The organism is Serratia sp. root2 (assembly GCF_031931805.1).
In the GTDB taxonomy this organism is placed as follows: domain Bacteria; phylum Pseudomonadota; class Gammaproteobacteria; order Enterobacterales; family Enterobacteriaceae; genus Serratia; species Serratia inhibens.
On the sequence record NZ_JAUJXB010000002.1, the window covers coordinates 296,881 to 318,236 of the forward strand.

The following is a 21,356-nucleotide window of genomic DNA, read 5'->3' on the forward strand; positions in this document are numbered from 1 at the left end:
TGCTTGCGTCAGGGCATCTTCAGGTCACAAAAATGATTTGTTAATTTTGTTTTTATGCCCCATTCATTTAGAATTTTTATTAATCATCCGTTAACCTTAAATTTACAAAGAGTTAACCAAAACAAAAATGAAAATGAGCATCAAACAGTTACGCGCGTTTTTAGCGGTAGCTCACACTCTTAACTTCGCCCAGGCGAGCGAACGGCTGAATATTTCGCAGCCGGCGCTGAGCCTCACTATTCGCGGGCTGGAAGAGGTGCTGGGCGGCCAGTTGCTGTTGCGCACCACCCGCCGCGTGACGCTGACGCCAGAGGGCGAAAGCTTCTTCCCAATGGCGCGCCAACTGCTGGCAGACTGGGACAACGTGGAAGAAGCAATGCACCAGCGTTTTACCCTGCAACTGGGCAAGGTGTCGATCGCCGCCATGCCGTCGTTCGCCGCCAACCCGCTTCCGCCGATCCTCAAGGCGTTTCGCGATCGCTACGCCGGGATCAACGTGGCGGTGCACGACGTGATTAACGAGCAGGTGTTCGAGATGATCCGTGAAGGCCGGGTGGAAATGGGCATCGCCTTTGAGCCGGAACCGAGCGATACCCTGCACTTCACTCCACTGTGCAACGATCGCTTTGTGGCGGTAGTGCCGAAAGATTCACCGCTGGCGGGCAGGCCGCAGGTGAGCTGGAAGGAGCTGCTGACGCTGGACTTTATTACCCTGCAGCGCCCTTCGGCGGTGCGTTTGCTGCTGGAGCAGGAGTTGGCAAGAAGCGGGAGAAACCTGGAAGTGGCATTTGAAAGCCATCAGTTGGTGACGGTCGGCCGCATGGTGGCCAATGGGCTCGGTGCCAGCGCGGTACCGGCACTGTGCGAACAACAGATGGGCGAACTGGGCGCGGTGTGCGTGCCGCTGGTCGGCCCGATTATCGAACGGCGGGTCGGGCTTATCCGGCTCACCCAGCACCGCCTGTCTTCCGCAGCCCAGGCGCTTGCCGGGGTGATCGAAACGCGCATGGCCGCGGCCGCACGGCGCTAACCTCCTCCACACTGTGATTTCCCACCCACCCCCTGCCGAAATAGCTCCCCTTCGCCATGAATAATGATTACTATTCGCAAATACAAGGATCGGCGCGCAACGACGCGACCGGCCGGATTTTCCCTTTTATTCAATGTTGAGCTTTCCTGGCTCCAGGGCAACCGCCCTGTGGGCGATATGCTTTGTTAACTCCATGGAGAGGTTATGAATTCTGCAACCACCACCAGCCGCCGCTTTGGCGCACGCGCCACCTTCCCGCTGCTGCTGCTCACGTCAATGCTGTTTTCCACCCCGCTGCTGGCCCAGGGCGAACCGGAACTGCTGCGCAAACCGGTCGGTAAAGGCGCTTATGAGATGGTCTACAGCCAGGGCGAGAACGCGCTGTATCTGGCCACCTCGCAAAGCCGCAAGCTGGACAAAGGCGGCGTGGTGTATCGGCTGGACCCCAAGACGCTGGACATCACCCAGGTGATTCACAACGACATCAAACCTTTCGGCGCGGCCATTAACAGCAAAACCGATACGCTGTTCTTCGGCAACACCGTCAATAACTCGGTCACTGCCATCGACGGTAAAACCGGTGAGGTCAAAGGCCGCCTGGTGCTGGATGCGCGTAAACGCTCCGAGACGGTAAAACCGCTGGCACCGCGTGAGCTGGTGGCCGACGCCGCGACCGACACCCTGTACATTACCGGGCTGGGTGAATCCAGCGTGGTTTGGGTGGTAGACGGCAAAGACCTTACCCTGCGCACCACCATCACCGAAACCGGCAAGTACGGTACCGGTCTGGCACTGGATGCGGCCGCAAGCCGCCTGTACGTGACCAACGCCGACGGCGAGCTGGTGACTATCGACACCAAAACCAACAAGGTGCTCACCCGCAAAAAGCTGGATGAAGCCAAAGAGCACTTCTTCTTGAACCTCAGCCTGGATCCGGCCACCCACCGCGCCTTTATCACCGACTCCAAGCAGGCGCAGGTGCTGGTTGTCGACACCCGCGACGGCACTGTCCTGAGCAAAATCGAAGTGCCGGAATCACTGGCGGTGCTGTTCAACCCGACGCGCAATGAAGTTTACGTGACCCACCGCAAGGCGGGCGAAGTGAGCGTGATTGACGCCAAAAGTTACAAGCTGCTGCACACTCTCAAGACGCCGACCCACCCGAACAGCCTGGCGCTGTCACCGGATGGCCAGACGCTGTACGTCAGCGTCAAACAGGCCTCCAGCCGCGAAAAAGAAGCCACGGCACCGGATGACGTGATTCGTATCGCATTGAAATAATCAAGCCCGGGGGCGCTTCGGCGCCCCTTTTGGCCTTTAAACTCTAAATCCAACGTGCTTGCCGTCCGGCAGCTCGACATCCAGCCGCAGAGTTCCGCCCATGGCTTCCACATAGCGCTTCAATGTCGATATCTTCAGCTCATTGCCACGCTGCTCTATCGCCGCGACGGAAGGCTGGGAGATACCCAGATTATTCGCCATTTCTTCGATTCGTTACAGGCTCTCCGGGGTACGCGAGGCTAGCATGTCTTTTAAAGTACCCATTAAATTATCCCTCGGCATGGGCTTATTTCACTGCCTCAAATGATAGGCCGTAGCCTATATTCGCAATACCCAAATTGGATGCACCAGAGTATCAGCGGCCAAACAGCCCGTCGGCTTCCTGGACCACTGCCTTTTGGGTCGCCCGCCGGTAGAGGCACAGTTCTTTGCCCGGCTTGTTCTTCATAAACGGCTGCGGGTAGCGCCCGCTGATCAACAGCGCCGAGTAGCCGACGCTGTCATCATAATGAATGATCGCCCCGGCGGCTTTGGCCGCTTTCAATCCGCTGGCCTTCAGGCAGGCAGCCTGCAGCGCTTTATCGCCCTTGGCCCAGGCCGCTTCGGACGAGGCTGCCGCGTTGAAGGCGATGATGACGGCGGCAAATACGATAATGATTCTGAGCATGGCTCTCTCCAACTTGTTTTGTTCTCCGCAGTATATGCAGCCTTTTATTATTCAACCATCAGAGCCACACGCATTATTTACAGCTTTTTTATTCTGCGCGGAAATAAAGTTACGGCGTTTTTACAGACAGTTTTCAGGGCCACGGATAACATCATTACATCGCCATTATGGCCTCACGAGACGGATGCCTCATGTGTTTATACCCTACCTTGTTTATGACTGAACCCGCGTTTTTCATTAAGCTCGGGGGCCACCATGTATTCTAATATTATTGGTTTTAACCCTCTGCTGGCGGATATTCCCGCTTCGCGGTCTCGCTCATTTCGCAAAGAAGTCGAACAGTATTTACAGCGCTATCCGGATACCGAACACGTCGATATTTACCTCAACGATCTGAATGGCCAGTTTCGCGGCAAGCGGCTGCCGGTTGCCGAACTGTTCTCGCTGGATAAGGGCTGCTATTTCCCCTTATCGATTTACGCCATGGATCTCGGCGGGCGGGTGATCGAAGAAAGCGGACTGGGCCAGCAGGCGGGCGAACCGGATCGCTTGTGCCTGCCGGTGCCCGGCACGCTGCGGCCCTGCGCCCGCGATCCGCAACGCCATGCTCAACTGCTGCTGACGATGAAAAATGCCGATGGCGACGCCTGCGAGCTGGAACCGCGCGTGGTACTGCAACAGCTGCTCGGGCGCTTGCATGCCAAAGGCTATTACCCGGTGGTGGCGGCCGAGCTGGAGTTTTATCTGCACGATCCACAGCAACTGCCCGCCGGGAGCAGCCACAGCCCAACGCAGAGTTTTTCTGTCGATGCGCCGGAGCGCCACCACGCGCTGCTCAATGAGATTGAGCATCAGGCCCGGCTGCAGGCGCTGCCGCTGACGGGGATCGTGGCCGAGGCGGCCTCCGGCCAATATGAGTTGAACCTGCACCACAGTGCGCGGGTGCTGGAAGCCTGTGACCAGGTGCTGGCCCTGAAACGGCTGACGCGCCAGATGGCGGAAAAACACCACCAGCACGCCTGCTTTATGGCCAAGCCCTGCGCGCAAGCCGCCGGCAGCGGTCTGCATTTTCATATCAGTTTGCAGGATGAACAGGGCCACAACCTGTTGGCCGGCACGCCGGGTGAACCGAGCGCCACCATGACGCAGGCGATCGCCGGGATGCTGGCGCTGATGCCGGCCTCGATGGCGATATTCGCGCCGAACATCAATGCGTTCCGCCGTTTCCGCCCAGGCATGCACGTGCCGCTGCGCGCCTCCTGGGGCCACAACAACCGCACGGTGGCGCTGCGTCTGCCCTGCGCCGACAGCGCCAACCAGCGGATCGAATACCGGCTGGCCGGTGCCGACGCCAACCCTTATCTGGCGGTGGCGGCGATGCTGAGCGGCATGCTGTACGGGCTGGAGCACCCACTGCCGCTGCCCCCGGCGGCCTGCGGCAACGGGTATGAAAACGATGACGCGGCGGCGCTACCGCTTAGCCAGCAAGAAGCGCTCACGCTGTTCCGGCAAAGCCTGCCGCTGCGCGAAACGCTCGGCCCGGCGTTTACCTCACTGTGGCACACCTGCAAAACCGCCGAATTGCGCCGTTTTGAAGAGCAGGTCACCGAGGCGGAAATAAGCTGGATGCTGTAACGCCGTGGTTTCCCCCCGGTGGCGACCTTATTTATTGGCAATGCACAGAGGACGACGATGAAGTATCAACCTCGGTCGGTAATAACCGACAAAAATAATCAGCCGAACGCAGTAAATGATGGGCCGCTATTCACCTGGCATAAAGGTGCATTGACGATCAGCACCGATCGCCGGCTATTGGACATCGATTTTATTCATCACTTTCTCCGTCATTCGCACTGGGCGCAGGGGATCGACCGCGCCACGCTGGAGCACGCTATTCGCCACAGTCTGTGCTTCGGCCTGTACCGAAAAAAACGCCAGATCGGTTTTGCCCGGGTGGTGACGGACCACGCCACCTTCGCCTGGTTGAGCGACGTGTTTATCACTGCCGAATACCGCGGCAATGGGCTGGGGCAATGGCTGATGCACAGTTGCCTGGAACATCCGCTCATGAGCGGGCTGCACCGTATCATGCTCTACGCCAGCCAGGCGCCGTGGCTGTACGCCAAGGCAGGCTATGAACCGATCAACCAGCCAGACAGGGTGTGGACCATCACGCAGCCCGCGATTGATCAGCCCTCCGGCGCACTCAATATCCCCCAGTCTGTGCACTGAGTAAGGAAAGCCCCATGTCCCGTTTGGTTTTGATCTCAAATAAGCAGTGTGACAGCAAGGATCTGGCCTGCGCCACGCAGGCCCTTTCGCCCGGCAGCACGAGTGAGGCGGAGCGGGGATTGTGGCTGGGCTGGAACGGCGACGTACAAAACTTTGGCGAGCGCCCGGTCAACTATCGGCACAACGTCGGCTATGAACAGGTGACCTTCCCGCTGTCGATCGACGAGTTTTGCCGCCACTATCAGGGCTACTATCACGATGGCCTGTGGCCGGTGTTCCACAACCAGCCGGAGAAAGCGCATTTCACGCCGGAGAATTACCGGGCTTACCGGCAGCTCAACCTGCATTTCGCCGACATCGCCTGCGAGTATGTTTGCCCAGACGACATCATCTGCATCGATGATTACCAGTTGCTGCCCTGCGGCCAGGCGCTCAAGGAACAGGGATTGCTGAACCCGAGCGCGTTCTTTTTTCACCTGCCGTTCCCGTCGGCGGCGCTGCTCAGGCAGATCCCCGAGCACCGCGGGTTAATCGAGTCGCTGTTTTTCTACGATCTGATCGGCTTTCAGTCGCTTGACGACCGCAATAACTTCCTCAGCTATCTGGCCAGCGAATACCCGCTGGAGATGTTGCCCGACGACCAGTTGCAGGTTAACGGGCACATCTTCGCCACCGGCCTCTTCCCGGCCGGGATCAACGCCAGGAAGATTTACTGATTCAGGCTGCCGCCCGCTGGCGTTCCAGTTCACGCACCAGCGGGATCACCTCTCTGCCGAAGAACTCCACCTCTTCCTGGAAATGCAGGAACGCCAGCAGCATCAGGTTCACCCCGGCGTCTTTCAGCGCGATGATGCGCTCGGCAATCTGCTGCGGGGTGCCGATCAGGTTGGTTTTAAAGCCGTCGTTGTACTGCACCAGATCCTCGAAGCTGGATTTGGCCCAGTTGCCTTCGCCCTCCGGCGAGGCCGCCCCGGCGTTCTTCACCTCGTGCTCGAAGCCTTTTACCGCCGCCGGATTGGCGTTGTCGATGATCTCCTGCAACACCGCCTGCGCGGCCTGCTCGGTATCGCGCGCAATGACAAAGCCGTTCACCCCGACCTTCACGCGGTGGCGATTGGCCGTCGCCTTGGTCTGGAGATCGTCCACCTGCTGCTTGATGCCCTCTACGCTGTTGCCGTTGGTGAAATACCAGTCCGAAACCCGCGCCGCCATGTCGCGCGCCGCACGTGAGCTGCCACCCTGGAAAATCTCCGGCAGCGGATCCAGCGGTTTGGGTTTGAGCGAGTAGTCGCGGTAGCGATAAAAATCGCCGGCGAAGGTGAAGCTGGGCTCAGTCCAGATGCCGCGCAGGCAGCGGATAAACTCTTCCGAACGCAGATAGCGCTCCTCGTGATCCAGCCACGGCTCGCCGATGGCCTTGAACTCGCCGCGGAACCAGCCGCTGACGATATTGACCGCAATGCGCGCATCGGACAGGTGGCTGATGGTGGCGATCTGCTTGGCCGCCAGCGTGGGGTTCCACGGCCCCGGCAGCAGCGCGGCGATCACCTTGAGCCTTGAGGTGGCATCCAGCAACGCCTGCGAGAACGACACCGATTCATGCTGGTTATCCGCCCCGTAACCGGCGGTGAAGCGGATCTGGGTCAGCGCGTAGTCAAAACCGGCGCACTCGGCGATTTGCGCCAGCTTGCGGTTGTAGCCGATATCCCAGCCGGTACGCTGCGGGATATTGCTGATCACCAGCCCACCGGACACGTTCGGCACCCAGTAGGCAAACTGAATCGGCTGCTGCTCGTTCGATTTGGACATGCTTTCTCTCCCTTTTTCTGAATGTCGGTGCCGTTATGCGGCGTTTATATAACCATTATTTATTTATAGATATTAAATAACTAAATTTGGTTATAAACCGATTAGCAGGATGCGTGCCAACCGCCTGATCAGTCGATCTAATTGAAAAATAAAAGGTTAGCGAGAGAAGTAAAACAGAACCTGTTGCATTGGCAGCAGCGGCTGTCGGGCGGGTGTTGCCCATGCAGCAGCGAGCGACGCCCTCCATCACTGTGCAAAATATAAGCTATCTTGATTGAACGCCCCTTCCGGCGTGTTGATAGAGGAAAGCACCATGCCTGACTATAGCTATCGCCCGCCGACCACCGACCAGTTGGAGCAATTGATCCAACAAGCCAGCGACCAGCAAACCGAGCCTTTCCCCGATGGGGTGGGTATTGCCATCTGTTGGGATGGCGGCGATTTCCCCGACCCAGGCGGGATTTACCGGTACGGTAATTTACGCGATTGGGATAACAATTCCATGGCATTCACCGATGACGTGCTGTTTAAAATTGCCTCCTGCAGCAAGACCTTTACCGCCACCGCCTACGCTATGGCCCTGCAAAAAGACATGATTGATGACGACACCACCGTCGGGGATATCGTGCGTCCTTCCACCCTCGGCAGCAATTATCTTGATATTCCCCTGCGCAGCCTGGTGAATTACACCTCGGGTTTTCCGGCCGATAATGTGCCGGGATCCGGCACCCTGCCGACGCCTTTTCCGGTTCCTTATGAAGTTGACGAGATGTTCGGGTTCCTGCGCGGCAATCCCTTTGAACCTGAAGAAACCGAGCTCGACTATACCTACTCGAATCTGGCTTTCTCTTTGCTGGGCTGGTTGCTGGCCGAAAAAATCGGCCATGCCAAATTTGCGCAACTCATCGACGGCTGGATTTTCCGCCCATTGGGGATGAACGATTCGCAGTACAGCCCGCCGTATATCAAGGGCACGCTCTCTACCGGGCCTAAACCGCCCGCTGCACCGAAAATGCTCCCTCGTTGCTATACCTATAGCGCCGGCGACAATGGCAATGACGGCACCTACGAGCTCGCATCGCCCAGTTCCGCCAACTTCGACGCGTATTACGGCGGTGGCGGCGTGATGACCTCACCACGGGATATGCTGCAATGGCTGAGGTTTAATCTGGGCCTGAATAAGAACCTGCCGTATAGCGAAATCCTGCTGCAAAAACTCCATACGCCCACAACCGGTGTCACCGCCGGTACGTCACAGCTGTGCATGGGATGGTTCATGACCCCGGCATCCGCTCTGTCACCGGCAAGGCTCTATAAGGATGGCGACCTGGCGGGCGCCAACAGCTATCTGTTGCTGATAGCCAGCGACGCCCCCGGCCAAATCGCTTCTCCTGCCGGGGTTAGCGTAATGGTGAACGTTGAGGGGTTGACGGTGAATGGCACCACTCTTGCCACCTGGCTCGCCAAAAAAGTGATGGCGATAATGAGCGGCGAGGAAACGCCCCCCGTTTGACTCAACCCATTAAGCTGCTGCATACGGCATCGGCTGCGCCCGATGCCGTTCACCCCGAACACGGCCCCAACCGCTTACCCGCCCATTTCAACCGTTCGCCCAGCGCAGGGAACCGCTGACTGAAATTCACATGTCTTCCCCTCTCCAGACCCTTGATGATGAGCTGTTGCCAAACCTACGGCTCCACCGTTATTCGCACCCCGGCCACGCGCCTGAAACATCTTATAAGCGGATTAACTCACTCATTTTTTGCAGATTAGAATATTAAGGACACCTCATGAACCGAGAGGGGATTTTAAAACACATTCCGTGGATGCTACTGGGGATACTCGGTGCTTCCTGCCTGGGCGTGGTTGCGCTGCGCCGTGGCGAACACATCAGTGCGCTGTGGATCATCGTCGCGTCGGTGGCGGTGTATCTGGTGGCGTACCGGTATTACAGCCTGTATATCGCCACCAAGGTGATGAAGCTGGACGCCTTCCGCGCCACCCCGGCGGTGGTCAACAACGACGGCCTGAACTATGTGCCGACCAACAAGAACGTGCTGTTCGGCCACCACTTCGCCGCCATTGCCGGCGCAGGCCCGCTGGTCGGCCCGGTGCTGGCGGCGCAGGTCGGTTACCTGCCCGGCACACTGTGGTTGTTGGGCGGCGTGGTGCTGGCGGGGGCGGTGCAGGACTTTATGGTGCTGTTCATCTCCTCGCGCCGCAATGGCGCTTCACTCGGCGAGATCATCAAAAAGGAAATGGGCCCGGTGCCGGGCACCATCGCGCTGTTCGGCTGCTTCCTGATCATGATCATCATTCTGGCGGTGCTGGCCCTGATCGTGGTGAAAGCCCTGGCGGAAAGCCCGTGGGGCGTGTTCACCGTCTGCGCCACCGTGCCGATCGCGCTGTTTATGGGCATTTACATGCGCTTCCTGCGCCCCGGCCGGGTGGGTGAAGTGTCGGTGATTGGCATCGTGCTGCTGGTGGCGTCCATCTGGTTCGGCGGCGTGATCGCCCAGGACCCGTACTGGGGCCCGGCGCTGACCTTTAAAGACACCACCATCACCTACACGCTGATCGGCTATGCGTTTGTCTCCGCCCTGCTGCCGGTGTGGCTGATCCTGGCGCCGCGCGACTATCTGGCCACCTTCCTGAAGATTGGCGTGATTGTCGGGCTGGCGATCGGCATCGTGATCCTCAACCCCGAGCTGAAAATGCCGGCGGTGACGCAGTTTGTCGACGGCACCGGCCCGGTGTGGAAAGGCTCGGTGTTCCCGTTCCTGTTCATTACCATCGCCTGCGGCGCGGTTTCCGGTTTCCATGCGTTGATCGCTTCCGGCACCACGCCGAAGCTGTTGGCCAATGAAAAAGACGCGCGCTTTATCGGTTACGGCGCGATGCTGATGGAATCCTTCGTCGCCATCATGGCGCTGGTGGCGGCCTCGATCATCGAACCGGGCCTGTACTTCGCCATGAACACCCCACCGGCTGCACTGGGCATCACCATGCCGGACCTGCACCGTTTGGGTACCGAAGACGCGCCGATGATCATGGCGTCGCTCAAAGATGTGACCGCGCACGCGGCAGCGACCGTCAGTTCCTGGGGCTTCGTCATCAGCCCTGAACAGATCCTGCAAACCGCCAAGGACATCGGCGAGCCTTCGGTGCTGAACCGAGCCGGTGGCGCGCCTACGCTGGCGGTGGGTATCGCCCACGTATTCCACCAGATCATCCCTGGCGCCAATATGGGCTTCTGGTATCACTTCGGCATTCTGTTCGAAGCGCTGTTTATCCTGACCGCGCTGGACGCCGGCACCCGTTCCGGCCGTTTTATGCTGCAGGACTTGCTGGGCAACTTTGCGCCCTTCCTGAAAAAAACCGACTCGCTGGTGGCCGGTATCGTCGGCACCGCCGGCTGCGTGGGGCTGTGGGGCTACCTGCTGTACCAAGGGGTGGTCGATCCGCTCGGCGGCGTGAAGAGCCTGTGGCCGCTGTTCGGCATCTCCAACCAGATGCTGGCGGCCGTGGCGCTGGTGTTGGGCACCGTGGTGCTGATCAAGATGAAGCGTACCCAATACATTTGGGTCACCGTGCTACCGGCGGTGTGGCTGCTGATTTGCACCACCTATGCGCTGGGCCTGAAGCTGTTTAGCGATAACCCGCAGCTGGAAGGTTTCTTCTTCCAGGCCGGCGAGTACAAACGCAAAATCGCCGAGGGCGGCGCCGAGCTGAGCACCCAACAGGTGGCCAACATGCAGCATATCGTGGTGAACAACTACACCAACGCCGGGCTGAGCATTCTGTTCCTGCTGGTGGTGTACAGCATCATCTTCTACGGGGTGAAAACCGCGATGGCGGCGTATAAAAACCCGAATCGCAGCGACCAGGAAACGCCGTACGTGCCCGTGCCCGAAGAGAAGCCATCCCACGGCGTAACTGAGGGGGACGTCAAAGTTTCGCCGCAGCACTGATGGCGATTTAACGGATACCCTGCATAATGAAAGCTAAGTAGTACCCAATGGATTTCGAGCCGCAGCACGGCGGCAAATGAGCGCCCCCCAGGAGCTTACACAAGTAAGTGACTGGGGTTCGTGAGTGCAGCCAACACCGCTGCGGCTCGAAAGACGACGGGTACGCAGGGTAATTTTTTGGGAGAAGGCCATGTTCGGAAATCTCGGCCAGGCGGGGAAATATCTCGGACAGGCGGCGCGCATGCTGGTGGGTGTGCCCGACTACGATACCTACGTCCAGCACATGAAAGACAACCACCCGGACAAGCCGGTGATGACCTATAAAGAGTTTTTCCGCGAACGCCAGCAGGCCCGCTACGGCGGCGACGGCAAAGGCGGTATGCGCTGCTGCTGATTTGAGTCAATAAGGACCCGACATGAAACCCATCGCCGTCACCATTTTGACCGGCTTTTTGGGCGCAGGCAAAACCACCCTGCTGCGCCATATTCTGAACGCCAACCACGGCTACAAGATTGCGGTTATCGAAAACGAATTCGGCGAAGTGCCGATCGACAACGCGCTGATCGGCGACCGCGCCAGCCGCATCACCACCCTGAGCAACGGCTGCATTTGTTGCAGCAAAGCCAACGAACTGGCAGACGCGCTGCTGGACCTGTTGGACGGTGTCGACAGCGGCCAGTTGGAATTCGACCGGCTGATCATCGAGTGCACCGGCATGGCCGACCCCGGCCCGATCACCCAGACCTTTTTCTCGCACGAGCTCATTTGCGAACGCTTCCTGCTGGACGGCATCATCACGCTGGTGGACGCCGCGCACGCCGAGCAACAACTGAACCAGTTCAGCATCGCGCAGGCGCAGGTGGGCTACGCCGACCGCATTCTGCTGAGCAAAACCGACGTGGCGCCGGACTGCGAGGCACTGACCCAACGCCTGCAGCTGATGAACGCCCGCGCACCGGTTTACACAGTGACGCACGGCGATATCGACCTGAGCCTGCTGTTCGGCATCGAAGGTTTTACGCTCAACGACAGGCTGAACCTGACGCCGCCCGCCCCGCTGTTCCGCCGCATTCCGCAACCGCAGAACAACATCCGGTCGATCGTGGTGTACCACGACCTGCCGCTGGAACTGATGCAAATTTCAGAAGTGATGGAAGGCCTGCTGCTGGAGTACGCCGACAGCCTGCTGCGCTACAAGGGCATTTTGTCGATCAAGGACGAACCGCGCCGGCTGCTGTTCCAGGGCGTGCAACGGCTGTATAACGCCGACTGGGACCGCGAGTGGCTGCCGGATGAGGAACGCCGCAGTACGCTGGTGTTTATCGGCGTGGATTTGCCTGAGGAGGAGATTCGGGGGCGGATTGGCGGGTTGGGTTGAGATAGCGCCGTTGCGTACTGCACCAGCCAAAGGGTAAGCGAAAGCTTGCCCTTTTTCGTTAACGGGACGAGGTCCCTCCAACAGAAGTGAATATTCAACGCCCCCGCCGGCGGTCGCTACCAAATAAAATAATTTTAAAATCAATTATTACAAAGACACTTCTTGCAATATGAACATCTGCACCTGTAAAAATAAAAAAAGAAATAATTAACGAATTAACCATTAAAAAATAAAAAGACAACGCAAACATTAATGAAATGTTAAAGTTATTAACCATTCATGTTGACAATAAACAACTCAGAAGCTACTGTTATTCCGCCATTAAGGCACATAAATAAAAATATCATTCAATCAGGGAAGAATAATGGAAACCACACCATTTAATTAATAGCCAAGGGAATCCCCGCCATGATTTCACAATCAAAAACCGCCCACTATCAGGTTATTCTTGATGGTGAGGACACAGGTAGCTTTTGCTCCGAGAAGTCACTATTAGATAACTTTGAGAGTAAAGGTATCGATATTCCACATTTATGTCGCGCAGGAAAATGCGGCTGTTGCAAAATGTTGTTAGTCAAAGGTGAAGTGCGTCATGGAAAACAAAGCGCCCTGGCCGAAGATGAGCTTGAGGAAAATATTATATTAGCTTGCTGTGCCTATCCGCTGTCGGATATTGAAGTCGAACTCTACTAAAGAAGGATTCTTTCCGTGAGTATAATTGAAACAACCCTGAAAAAATGGGATCGCGCTGCTATTGTCCGTTCCCGTCCGCGTCGCATACTTAATGAGCAAGATTACCAATCCAGGCAATATTTCCCTACGGAACGCCTGCCGCTTTGCATGCACCCGCGTGTGGCAGCGTTAGGTGACGAAGCGCTGCGCTATATTCAGGTCCAAACGCTTTATCACTATCTGAATGGCATTGCCAACATTGAGCTGGATATTATTAATGACTCAACCTACAAACTATACAAAAATACCGCAGGCGTCGATTTCCCCGCGGATATGCGCCTGGATGCATTAACCGTCGTTGTAGATGAGTCCTATCATGCTCTGGTCGCACTGGACCTTATCAATCAGGTCGAACAGATGACGGGCATAGCGCCGCTGAGCATGCCGAAAGACACCGAAGCGTCCTTCGCGCTCGCGCTCGCGCTTGGTCAGACCCCGGATGAACACCGTGAATTATTCCGGCTGGTGTGCGTTTCCCTGTCAGAACAGGCGTTAACCACCGATCTCATCGATGTCATCGACAATGAAAATATTTTCCCCTCCTTCTATCAGATCATGAAAGACCATGTCGCGGACGAAGGCCGACACGCCCGCTTTTCTCAACAGATACTTGGGCATATATGGCGCCACAGCGATACGCATGCAAAAGAGGCGATGAAACGCCCCATCCTGACCTTTATTGAACACTATACGACGGATGCCATCGCTAAAGAATTTAGCGCCCGGATGCTAGGTCATTTGAATATGGATGCAGAAGCCATCGCCGCCGTCATTCACGACACTTACCCACCTGCCGACACCAAGCCATGGGAAACCAATAATATTGTTACGCAGCAGATGCTGCTGGCACTGGATAAAGCGGGCATACTCGAAGACCTGCCGATTTCAAAAATAACGCAGGCATAAAACAGACAAACCGAATTAAAACTGGGCATCAGCACCGGATGCTCACGTTACACTATTACTAGGAAGCCAATGTGGAACTATTAAACATAGTATTCTCAGGTGATATCCATTGCGGGGAAGCGCTCACCTCAGAAATACAAGAATATGGACATCATATTTACCCGTTATCTTCACCCCTCCTACCAGCCGAAAAAATCGACCTGATAATAACGACAAACAATCATCAGGAGGAATTACAACGACTGCAGAAATTATCTGAAAACGTTCTGGTGATATCGTCCAATAAAGAAATAATCACCGATATTGATAGTTTACAAAAACAAGAATACTTATCCCTGTATTTTATTCAAAAAGAAAAAACCGGCTACCTGTGCGGCAGCCTGATACCCGATGCCCGACATAGCCAACGAAATAACGCAGCGCAGCTGAAAGACTTAATCTGCGACGTAGTGGTCTCTCTGTCACGCGGCATACCGCCTGACAATATCAGTTTGCCTCCTTGCATCGGCCAGAAATGTTATTCCGCTCCGCCAGAACGCCTGCGCGCTTTGATCGTCACGCTTTTACAGCGGCTGGGTGACCAAACCCAGGGGCGTTGCGCGACCGATCTCTGTTTCGTCACCTGGCGAAAAGAGGCTGACTTCCATACCCTTGCCGAAGATCAGGTCACGCCGGAGAATCAAAACCTGCGGCATTTCTTCTTCAATGAAACCGGCATTCTCAAACAAAACCGATACGCGCAAACCCATGCGATGATCTCCCTGGCCCCCGCCGGCGATGGCGTGTGGGTCACGGTCACCGGGGACGATGCCCGTTTCCAACGCTTCACCGACTATCTGGACGCGCTGCTCACCTCTCAGGACGATCCCGCTACCGCGCCGCTGGTCATTTCGCCTGATGAAATACGCCAGTTGGCGTCCTTCAATGATACCGCGGACGCGGCCCTGCTTTCCCAAGATATTGTCACCCTGTTTCGCCGTACGGCGGCGGCAAATTCGGCGCTTATCGCCTTGCACGCCGACGACAGAGAATACAGCTACGCTGAGCTCGATGACGCCTCCGACAGAATGGCTTGCTGGCTGCTCGAACACCGCGGCGACGTAGACGGCCACGACATTATCGCCGTATCCATGCAGAAATCCGCCCTGCTGCCGATCGTGATGCTGGGCATCCTGAAAAGTAATAAGACCTATGTTCTGCTCGACCCGCAGGCCCCGGCAACCCGCAATCAGAATATCCTTGATGATGTGCGGCCCACGCTGATCCTGGCCGATACCCTTCTGCAGGCGGGGAATGCGCCGTGCATTGATCCGGCAACCATTAACTACCAGGCAATGACCCTGCCGGCGTCACATCTTCCCCGGCCGTCTGATGGCCTGGCTTACCTCTGTTACACCTCGGGCACCACCGGCAAAGCCAAAGGCGTCATGATCACTCGTGAGGGGCTTGCCAATGTCGCGCAAAACCATCGCGACTTCATGCGGTTGGAAACCGGCAGTAAAGTCCTGTCGATTGCCTCTCTGGGTTTTGACGCTTTTGGCTGGGATGTTTATGGCGCCTTGATCAGCGGATCAACGCTCTACCTCGCCCCTGCGGCATTGCATACCGAAACCGATGCCTTATTCCGTTACCTCGCGCGGCACGAGGTGAACCATATCACCATTACCCCGGCCATCCTTGAGTTGCTGCCGCGTGAAGCCTGGCGCGGATTAAAATCGATGATTGTGATGGGCGATGCACCGCCGGCGGATGTGGTGGCCTGGTGGGCAGAGCAAACTCGTCTGTGCAACGGCTATGGCCCGACAGAGGCCACCATCGCCACTTCTCTGTGCGAATACCGGCCCGGCGTGGCCTGGAACTGCATTGGCAAACCGCTGAAGAATTACCGCTGCCATATCCTGGATGCGCACAATAATCTGCAGCCTCTCGGCTTCGAGGGTGAATTGTGCATCGCCGGCCACGGCCTTGCCCGCGGTTATTTGAATCAGCCCGAATTGACCGGCGAAAAATTCATCACGATCGCCCTACCCGGCAGTCAGGGTAAAGAACGCATTTACAAAACGGGCGATGTCGCCAAATGGGATAAACAGGGCAATATTATTTTTATTGGCCGCAAAGACCATCAGGTCAAGATCCGCGGCGTGCGCATCGAAATTGGCGAAGTGGAAACGGCCATTCGCACCCATCCGCAGGTAGAAAGCGTGTGCGTGGTAGCCAAACCGCAGGCCGCCGGCAAAGCGCTGGTGGCGTTTGTGCAAGCGTCGTCGCCGGCGCTGACCGCCGATGGCTTGCGGCATTCGCTGGCCCCTCTGCTGCATGCCGCCGCCATTCCGACCGCTTTCGTGTTCTTGCCTGCATTGCCGTTGACCACCAATGGCAAAGTGGCGCGCCAACAGTTGGAAAACTGGGTTATAGAAGACAATGACGGCGATATGGCGCTGCCGGAAACCGAAACGGAAGTGATCCTGGAGCGCATCGTGACCGAGGCCATCGGTTGTACCCGCGCCGACGTCACGCAAGACTTTATCTGCCTGGGTGCACACTCACTTACCATGAGTAAAATCGTTTCGCTGGTCGCCCGGGATTTGTGCTGTCGTCTGAATATCGCCGACCTTTTCCAAAACAATACGATACGCAAGCTGGCGGAATATATTGAGAATAAGGCGGTTTCCGCAGACAGAGCCGTTCCCATCGGCGAGCAACGCCGGGCGGCGCTCAGCCCCCAGCAAAATTTACTGTGGTACCTGAGCGCGCTGAATCCTGATGATTGCAGTTATAACCTGCCCATTGCGGTGGAGATCCGCGGGCCGCTAAATCTTTCGCTGTTCGAGCAGGCCATCAATTTCATTTATGAAAAACATGAAAGCCTGCGTACTCAATTTGGCGAGGCTCAGGGCATCGCCTATCAGCATGCGCTGCCGCATATTCCCATTAACCTTGCCGGGCATACCCTTACCGGGCAGCATCCGCCTCTGGAAGACAGGGTGAAACAGCTTTGCGCCGTCCCCTTCGATATTACCCGCCGCCCGCCGGTCACCCTGCGTTTGGTGCAGTACCATGACCAGCACCACGTGTTAGTGTGGGTGAAACACAACATTCTGACCGACGCCTGGAGTGAGGACCTCATCCTCAACGATCTTTGGCGGCAATACAATCATCTGTGCGGCGGAGGCCCCTACGCACTGCCGGCGCCAGAGGTTCAAACAATTGATATCGTCAATGATGTCGGGGAACCCCGCCTCGAGAGCGATATCGCCTACTGGCAGCAAAAACTGCACGCGTGCAGAGAGTTGGATTTCCCCCTGGACATGCCTCGCCCCCTGGCACCGACGCATGCCGGCGAACGCATATGCCGCCGGTTGGATCCCGCCATCGCGGGGCTGCTGGAACAGCGCGCCAGGGTATTGGGCGCGACTCCCTTCGTTGTGCTTACCGCAGCACTGACCTATCTGCTGAGTAAATACACCAACCAAGACGATATTGTCATTGGCAGCGCCATCGCCGCGCGCGACAACCTTTACCTCGAGCAGGTGAGCGGATTCCACGTCAATACCGTACCGCTGCGCACGGTACTGAGCGCGAGTGACACCCTGGCAACCCTGATCGGTAAAATGACGGAAACCTGTACGGGCGCCTATCGGCACCAACAGCTGTCCTTCGACCGCATTCTCCACCAGCTTGATTACGAGCGCGTATCGAACAAAAACCCGCTGTTCCAAATCATGGCTATTCTGCAAAACGCCGGGGACGTGTGTCAGGCCGGCCTCCATGATTGCTCATTGCAAAAATTGCCGGTGTCTTCGGGTTTCTCGATGTTCGACATGACCTGGAACTTCAGCCTGACCGCAGACGGCATCAGCATTGAGCTTGATTACGCCAGCGAATTGTTTCACGCCGCCAGATTGCAGATGATGCTGAACAATTATGAACAGGTGCTGCATCAGCTGCTGACGCAATCCCCCTCGATGGCGCTTGCCGCTATCAACCCACTCAGCGAGGCAGAGCAAACCCGACTTTTACAGCTGGCAAGCAATACGACGCAGAGCGCGCGTGGGACGCTGATCGAGCAAATTCATGACCTGGCACGCAGGCAGCCGGATTCGCCGGCGGTGAGCTGCGAAAAAGAGAGTTACAGCTACGAGCAACTGTGGCGCCTCTCAGAGCATGTCGCCCATTACCTGAGCGCGCTGGACAGCAACGCGTTTTCTGTCGGCATCATGATGGAAAAGAGCTGCAGGGTGGCGGCGCTGATCCTCGGCGCGCTCAAGGCCGGCAAATACTATATTCCCATTGATGTCCATTACCCGGCGGATCGCGTGCGGTACATGATTGACGATGCGCGCACGAAAATCCTGGTCACCGACGAAGCAAACGCCGCAGTGCCGGCGGATTGCCCGCACGTGACTTTCGAGTCAATACTGTCTGCCCGCCCCGCCGTTGAGCAAACGCGTTCGAATGGAGAAAAGGATCCGCTGGCTTACATCATGTACACCTCCGGCTCTACCGGCAACCCGAAAGGCGTGATGATTAGCCACAGCAATCTGAACAATTTCACCAATGACTTTGCGGACCGGCTGGCCCTGGGGCCTGCTGACAAGATGTTGAGCCTGACGAGCATCAGTTTCGATATTTTCGGTCTGGAGCTGTTTTGCTCTCTGGCCTCGGGTGCCCATGTCGTGCTGTGCCCGCGGGAAACCGCCATGGATCCCGTCAGGCTTTATCATTTTATCGAGCAGCAGCAACCCAGCGTCATTCAGGCCACCCCTACCGTCTGGGGCACCATCGTCAGTCATTTACCGGCGGCGGGCAGCCGACCGCTGACGGTGCTGTGCGGCGGCGAGAAAATGCCCGTCGCGCTGCTTTCACAGCTGCGGCGCATCGCCACTCAGGTGCTGCAGGTCTATGGGCCGACGGAAACCACCATCTGGTCAACCTGCGCCGATCTGACCTTTGAGGGCGACAGCACCTGCATCGGCACGCCGATAAACATGACCGAGGCTTTCATCATGGACTCGACCGGCGGCCTGGTGCCCAGCGGCGCTTTCGGCGAGCTTTGCCTGGGCGGCGCCGGCGTATCTCCGGGCTACTGGAACAACGGTGCGCTGAGCGCCCAGGCGTTCGTCAAACGCCAGGTCCTTGGTACCGTCCATTACCTGTATAAAACCGGCGACATCGCACGCTTCAACAGCCGTGGGCAATTGGAATATCTGGGCCGTAACGATCACCAGGTAAAAATTCGCGGCCATCGCATTGAGCTCAGCGAGATCGACCTCAATTTATCCGCCATGGATAGCATCGCGCATGCCTTGAGCCTGATCGTCGGAGAAGGGAATAACGCCAGGATCGTCAGTTACCTGCAAATGGTGCCCGGCGCGGAGTTAAACGAGAAATCCGTGCGCGCGGCGTTGAAAGGCAGGCTGCCCAACATCATGATCCCCTCCAGCTTTATGGTGCTGTCCGCTTTCCCGCTGACCAACAACAACAAGATCGACGTTCGCAGGCTACCTGCCCCGACGATAACCTACTCGGCCTCCGAAACGGATTACGTGCCGCCGGCCAGCGACGCGGAACACGCCATGCAGGAAATCTGGCAAGCCGTGTTGATGCAGGAACACATCAGCGTGACGGACAGTTTTTTCAGCCTGGGCGGCAACTCGCTGCAGATCCCACGGCTATTGCACGCCATTCGCCAGGCGATGCACATTTCCCTCACTATTCGCGAATTCATCCTGCACAGCCAAATTCGCGAGCTGACCGCGCTGGCGCTCACCAAAACCAGGGAGGAAGCGGATGGAGTGCATTGAGGTGACCTACCGCGGCCGGCGCCACCGAGTGCATCACCATGAGCGGATCCCGCTGTCCGCCATGCTGACATTCGGCGACAACCCAACCAATATCTACGGCGTGGCACCGGCGAGCGCAGCGCCCCTGCGCTACGGCGATTCGCTGGCCAGCGTAGAGCATGGGGGGGCATGCAATGCCTCCCGCATCTCTTTGGTGCCGCATTGTCACGGCACCCACACGGAGTGCGCCGGGCACATCATGCCTGGCGAACATAACGTGGCAGAGTTGGTTTTCGAGCCATTCATTGCCGCCACGCTGATTCGGGTGCCGCTGCAAAGGGCGGGCGAGATGTCGGAAACTTATAATGCGAGCGCCCGGGGAACGGACCTGGTCATTACCCGCGCGGCGATCGACGATGCCCTGTCGCAGGTGGCGCCGCATTATCTTCAGGCGTTGGTGATCGCCGCCAAAGCGCCGAGCTGGCGGCTGGCGGATGAAATACCGCCTTATTTCAGCCACCAGGCGATGGCGCGCATCGTCGAGCTTGGCGTACATCACCTGTTGGTTGATGTGCCTTCGATTGACCGATTGCACGATGACGGCAGGATGGACAACCACCGCTGCTTTTGGGGAATGGGCCTGCCGACGGCGGAGGCGCGCGCAAGATTGCGCTGCTCCGTAACGGAAATGGCGCAGGTTTCGCCGGCAACCCCGGCCGGCAGCTATTTCCTGTCATTGCATTTGCCGGATTGTTCGGGCGACGCCCTCCCCAGCAAACCAATTTTGTTTCCGTTCTCCCGAGGGAATGACGCAGCATGAATTACTCAAGTTATTTGCAGTTAAATCAGCTACTCGCTTTGCAGCAACCGGCCTCGCCGCCGAGCGAACACCGCAACGAGAACCTCTTCATCATTACGCATCAGACGTATGAACTGTGGTTCAAACAACTGATCGATGAGCTCCACTGCCTTATCGATCTGATAGAAAACGGTGACATAGCCGCCGCCAACAATGGGCTGATCCGCATCAACGCCATCACGAAAACCGTGGTGAACCAGATTGAGGTGATTTTCACGCTGAAATTCCATGAGTTCCAAAAATTTCGCGGTTACCTCGGCTCCGCCAGCGGATTTCAGTCCTACCAATTTGCAGGCATTGAGGCGCTGTTGGGTAAAGCGAACGGTAAAAAGTTGCAGCAGTACGGTGAAGATCCGGCCATTCAGAAAATGCTTGGCGCGATCATTCGCCCAATCTCGCTCTGGCAAGCGGTTCAGCGCCACCTGCTGCTGCTCAACGATCGCCAGGGACAACAGGCCGAGTCCTTCAAGGCCATCATAAAAACCGTGCTGGAGGAAGCGTCCAGCGAGTCGCTGTTGCTGAATCAGCTGCTGGATCTGGACTCGCTGCTGCAGGAATGGCGCTATCGGCACGTCAAGCTGGTGGAAAGAACCATTGGCCAACGTAAAGGCACCGGCGGCTCCGCCGGTTCCGATTACCTGAAATCCACGCTGTTTACGCCGATCTTTGACGAACTGTGGGAGGCGATCAACTGATCGCCTTAGCCG

Annotated in this window: 16 protein-coding genes and 1 pseudogene; 14 read left to right on the plus strand and 3 right to left on the minus strand. The window is 57.2% G+C overall.

Features of this window, described 5'->3' with window-relative positions:
- Positions 1-127: 127 nt before the first annotated feature.
- Positions 128-1,030: a LysR family transcriptional regulator gene (locus tag QZQ97_RS15085; RefSeq protein ID WP_311994137.1), complete on the plus strand. Its 903-nt coding sequence runs from the start codon at positions 128-130 to the stop codon at positions 1,028-1,030.
- Between the two features lie 204 nt (positions 1,031-1,234).
- Positions 1,235-2,311, plus strand: a complete 1,077-nt coding sequence (gene yncE, locus QZQ97_RS15090; protein ID WP_442995193.1) for a 7-bladed beta-propeller protein YncE — start codon at positions 1,235-1,237, stop codon at positions 2,309-2,311.
- A gap of 36 nt (positions 2,312-2,347) precedes the next feature.
- Here the strand turns inward: yncE and QZQ97_RS15095 are convergent.
- Positions 2,348-2,515: pseudogene (locus QZQ97_RS15095) on the minus strand (helix-turn-helix domain-containing protein); the annotation flags it as partial.
- A gap of 151 nt (positions 2,516-2,666) precedes the next feature.
- On the minus strand, positions 2,667-2,978 hold the full coding sequence (locus tag QZQ97_RS15100; RefSeq protein WP_311994138.1) for a hypothetical protein: 312 nt from the start codon (positions 2,976-2,978) through the stop codon (positions 2,667-2,669).
- 255 nt (positions 2,979-3,233) lie between these two features.
- On the opposite strand from QZQ97_RS15100, the gene QZQ97_RS15105 reads away from it, so the two are divergent.
- Genes QZQ97_RS15105 through QZQ97_RS15115 form a run of 3 tightly spaced genes read left to right on the plus strand, consistent with a single transcriptional unit; the run spans position 3,234 to position 5,926 of the window.
- Complete coding sequence (locus tag QZQ97_RS15105; protein WP_311994139.1) at positions 3,234-4,613, plus strand: glutamine synthetase family protein; 1,380 nt, start codon at positions 3,234-3,236, stop codon at positions 4,611-4,613.
- A 57-nt stretch (positions 4,614-4,670) separates the two neighbouring features.
- Complete coding sequence (locus QZQ97_RS15110; RefSeq protein ID WP_311994140.1) at positions 4,671-5,210, plus strand: GNAT family N-acetyltransferase; 540 nt, start codon at positions 4,671-4,673, stop codon at positions 5,208-5,210.
- Positions 5,211-5,224: 14 nt separating this feature from the next.
- Positions 5,225-5,926, plus strand: coding sequence for a trehalose-6-phosphate synthase (locus QZQ97_RS15115; protein WP_311994141.1), 702 nt, complete (start codon positions 5,225-5,227; stop codon positions 5,924-5,926).
- Position 5,927: 1 nt separating this feature from the next.
- Here QZQ97_RS15115 and sfnG read toward each other — a convergent pair whose 3' ends face one another.
- On the minus strand, positions 5,928-7,019 hold the full coding sequence (gene sfnG, locus QZQ97_RS15120) for a dimethylsulfone monooxygenase SfnG (RefSeq protein WP_311994142.1): 1,092 nt from the start codon (positions 7,017-7,019) through the stop codon (positions 5,928-5,930).
- 313 nt (positions 7,020-7,332) lie between these two features.
- Between sfnG and QZQ97_RS15125 the strand changes: the two genes are divergently transcribed.
- The 9 genes from QZQ97_RS15125 to QZQ97_RS15165 all read left to right on the plus strand — a co-directional run bounded on the left by QZQ97_RS15125 (position 7,333) and on the right by QZQ97_RS15165 (position 21,344).
- The gene (locus QZQ97_RS15125; protein ID WP_311994143.1) at positions 7,333-8,532 is read left to right on the plus strand and encodes a serine hydrolase domain-containing protein; all 1,200 of its coding nucleotides are present in this window, start codon (positions 7,333-7,335) and stop codon (positions 8,530-8,532) included.
- Positions 8,533-8,809: 277 nt separating this feature from the next.
- Positions 8,810-10,990, plus strand: coding sequence for a carbon starvation CstA family protein (locus QZQ97_RS15130; RefSeq protein ID WP_311994144.1), 2,181 nt, complete (start codon positions 8,810-8,812; stop codon positions 10,988-10,990).
- A gap of 190 nt (positions 10,991-11,180) precedes the next feature.
- On the plus strand, positions 11,181-11,384 hold the full coding sequence (locus tag QZQ97_RS15135; RefSeq protein WP_004953088.1) for a YbdD/YjiX family protein: 204 nt from the start codon (positions 11,181-11,183) through the stop codon (positions 11,382-11,384).
- 22 nt (positions 11,385-11,406) lie between these two features.
- Positions 11,407-12,369: a GTPase gene (gene yjiA, locus QZQ97_RS15140; protein ID WP_311994145.1), complete on the plus strand. Its 963-nt coding sequence runs from the start codon at positions 11,407-11,409 to the stop codon at positions 12,367-12,369.
- Between the two features lie 408 nt (positions 12,370-12,777).
- On the plus strand, positions 12,778-13,062 hold the full coding sequence (locus QZQ97_RS15145) for a 2Fe-2S iron-sulfur cluster-binding protein (RefSeq protein ID WP_311994146.1): 285 nt from the start codon (positions 12,778-12,780) through the stop codon (positions 13,060-13,062).
- A gap of 15 nt (positions 13,063-13,077) precedes the next feature.
- Positions 13,078-14,007 (plus strand): diiron oxygenase, encoded by a 930-nt coding sequence (locus QZQ97_RS15150; protein ID WP_311994147.1) that lies wholly within the window; start codon positions 13,078-13,080, stop codon positions 14,005-14,007.
- A gap of 269 nt (positions 14,008-14,276) precedes the next feature.
- The gene (locus QZQ97_RS15155) at positions 14,277-19,811 is read left to right on the plus strand and encodes a non-ribosomal peptide synthetase (protein ID WP_311994148.1); all 5,535 of its coding nucleotides are present in this window, start codon (positions 14,277-14,279) and stop codon (positions 19,809-19,811) included.
- Positions 19,798-20,610, plus strand: coding sequence for a cyclase family protein (locus tag QZQ97_RS15160; protein ID WP_311994149.1), 813 nt, complete (start codon positions 19,798-19,800; stop codon positions 20,608-20,610). Before QZQ97_RS15155 ends, QZQ97_RS15160 begins: the two co-directional genes overlap by 14 nt.
- A complete protein-coding gene (locus tag QZQ97_RS15165) occupies positions 20,607-21,344 on the plus strand; it encodes a tryptophan 2,3-dioxygenase family protein (RefSeq protein WP_122076910.1) in 738 nt (245 codons plus the stop codon). Before QZQ97_RS15160 ends, QZQ97_RS15165 begins: the two co-directional genes overlap by 4 nt.
- Positions 21,345-21,356: the final 12 nt, after the last annotated feature.

Excerpts from the sequence above, each read along its gene's own strand:
- yjiA (WP_311994145.1), top strand. The coding sequence starts at position 11,407 with ATGAAACCCATCGCCGTCACCATTTTGACCGGCTTTTTGGGCGCAGGC.
- QZQ97_RS15085 (WP_311994137.1), top strand. The coding sequence starts at position 128 with ATGAAAATGAGCATCAAACAGTTACGCGCGTTTTTAGCGGTAGCTCAC.
- sfnG (WP_311994142.1), bottom strand. The coding sequence starts at position 7,019 with ATGTCCAAATCGAACGAGCAGCAGCCGATTCAGTTTGCCTACTGGGTG.
- QZQ97_RS15135 (WP_004953088.1), top strand. The coding sequence starts at position 11,181 with ATGTTCGGAAATCTCGGCCAGGCGGGGAAATATCTCGGACAGGCGGCG.
- QZQ97_RS15145 (WP_311994146.1), top strand. The coding sequence starts at position 12,778 with ATGATTTCACAATCAAAAACCGCCCACTATCAGGTTATTCTTGATGGT.
- QZQ97_RS15130 (WP_311994144.1), top strand. The coding sequence starts at position 8,810 with ATGAACCGAGAGGGGATTTTAAAACACATTCCGTGGATGCTACTGGGG.
- QZQ97_RS15110 (WP_311994140.1), top strand. The coding sequence starts at position 4,671 with ATGAAGTATCAACCTCGGTCGGTAATAACCGACAAAAATAATCAGCCG.
- QZQ97_RS15105 (WP_311994139.1), top strand. The coding sequence starts at position 3,234 with ATGTATTCTAATATTATTGGTTTTAACCCTCTGCTGGCGGATATTCCC.
- QZQ97_RS15160 (WP_311994149.1), top strand. The coding sequence starts at position 19,798 with ATGGAGTGCATTGAGGTGACCTACCGCGGCCGGCGCCACCGAGTGCAT.
- QZQ97_RS15165 (WP_122076910.1), top strand. The coding sequence starts at position 20,607 with ATGAATTACTCAAGTTATTTGCAGTTAAATCAGCTACTCGCTTTGCAG.
- QZQ97_RS15100 (WP_311994138.1), bottom strand. The coding sequence starts at position 2,978 with ATGCTCAGAATCATTATCGTATTTGCCGCCGTCATCATCGCCTTCAAC.
- QZQ97_RS15125 (WP_311994143.1), top strand. The coding sequence starts at position 7,333 with ATGCCTGACTATAGCTATCGCCCGCCGACCACCGACCAGTTGGAGCAA.
- QZQ97_RS15115 (WP_311994141.1), top strand. The coding sequence starts at position 5,225 with ATGTCCCGTTTGGTTTTGATCTCAAATAAGCAGTGTGACAGCAAGGAT.
- yncE (WP_442995193.1), top strand. The coding sequence starts at position 1,235 with ATGAATTCTGCAACCACCACCAGCCGCCGCTTTGGCGCACGCGCCACC.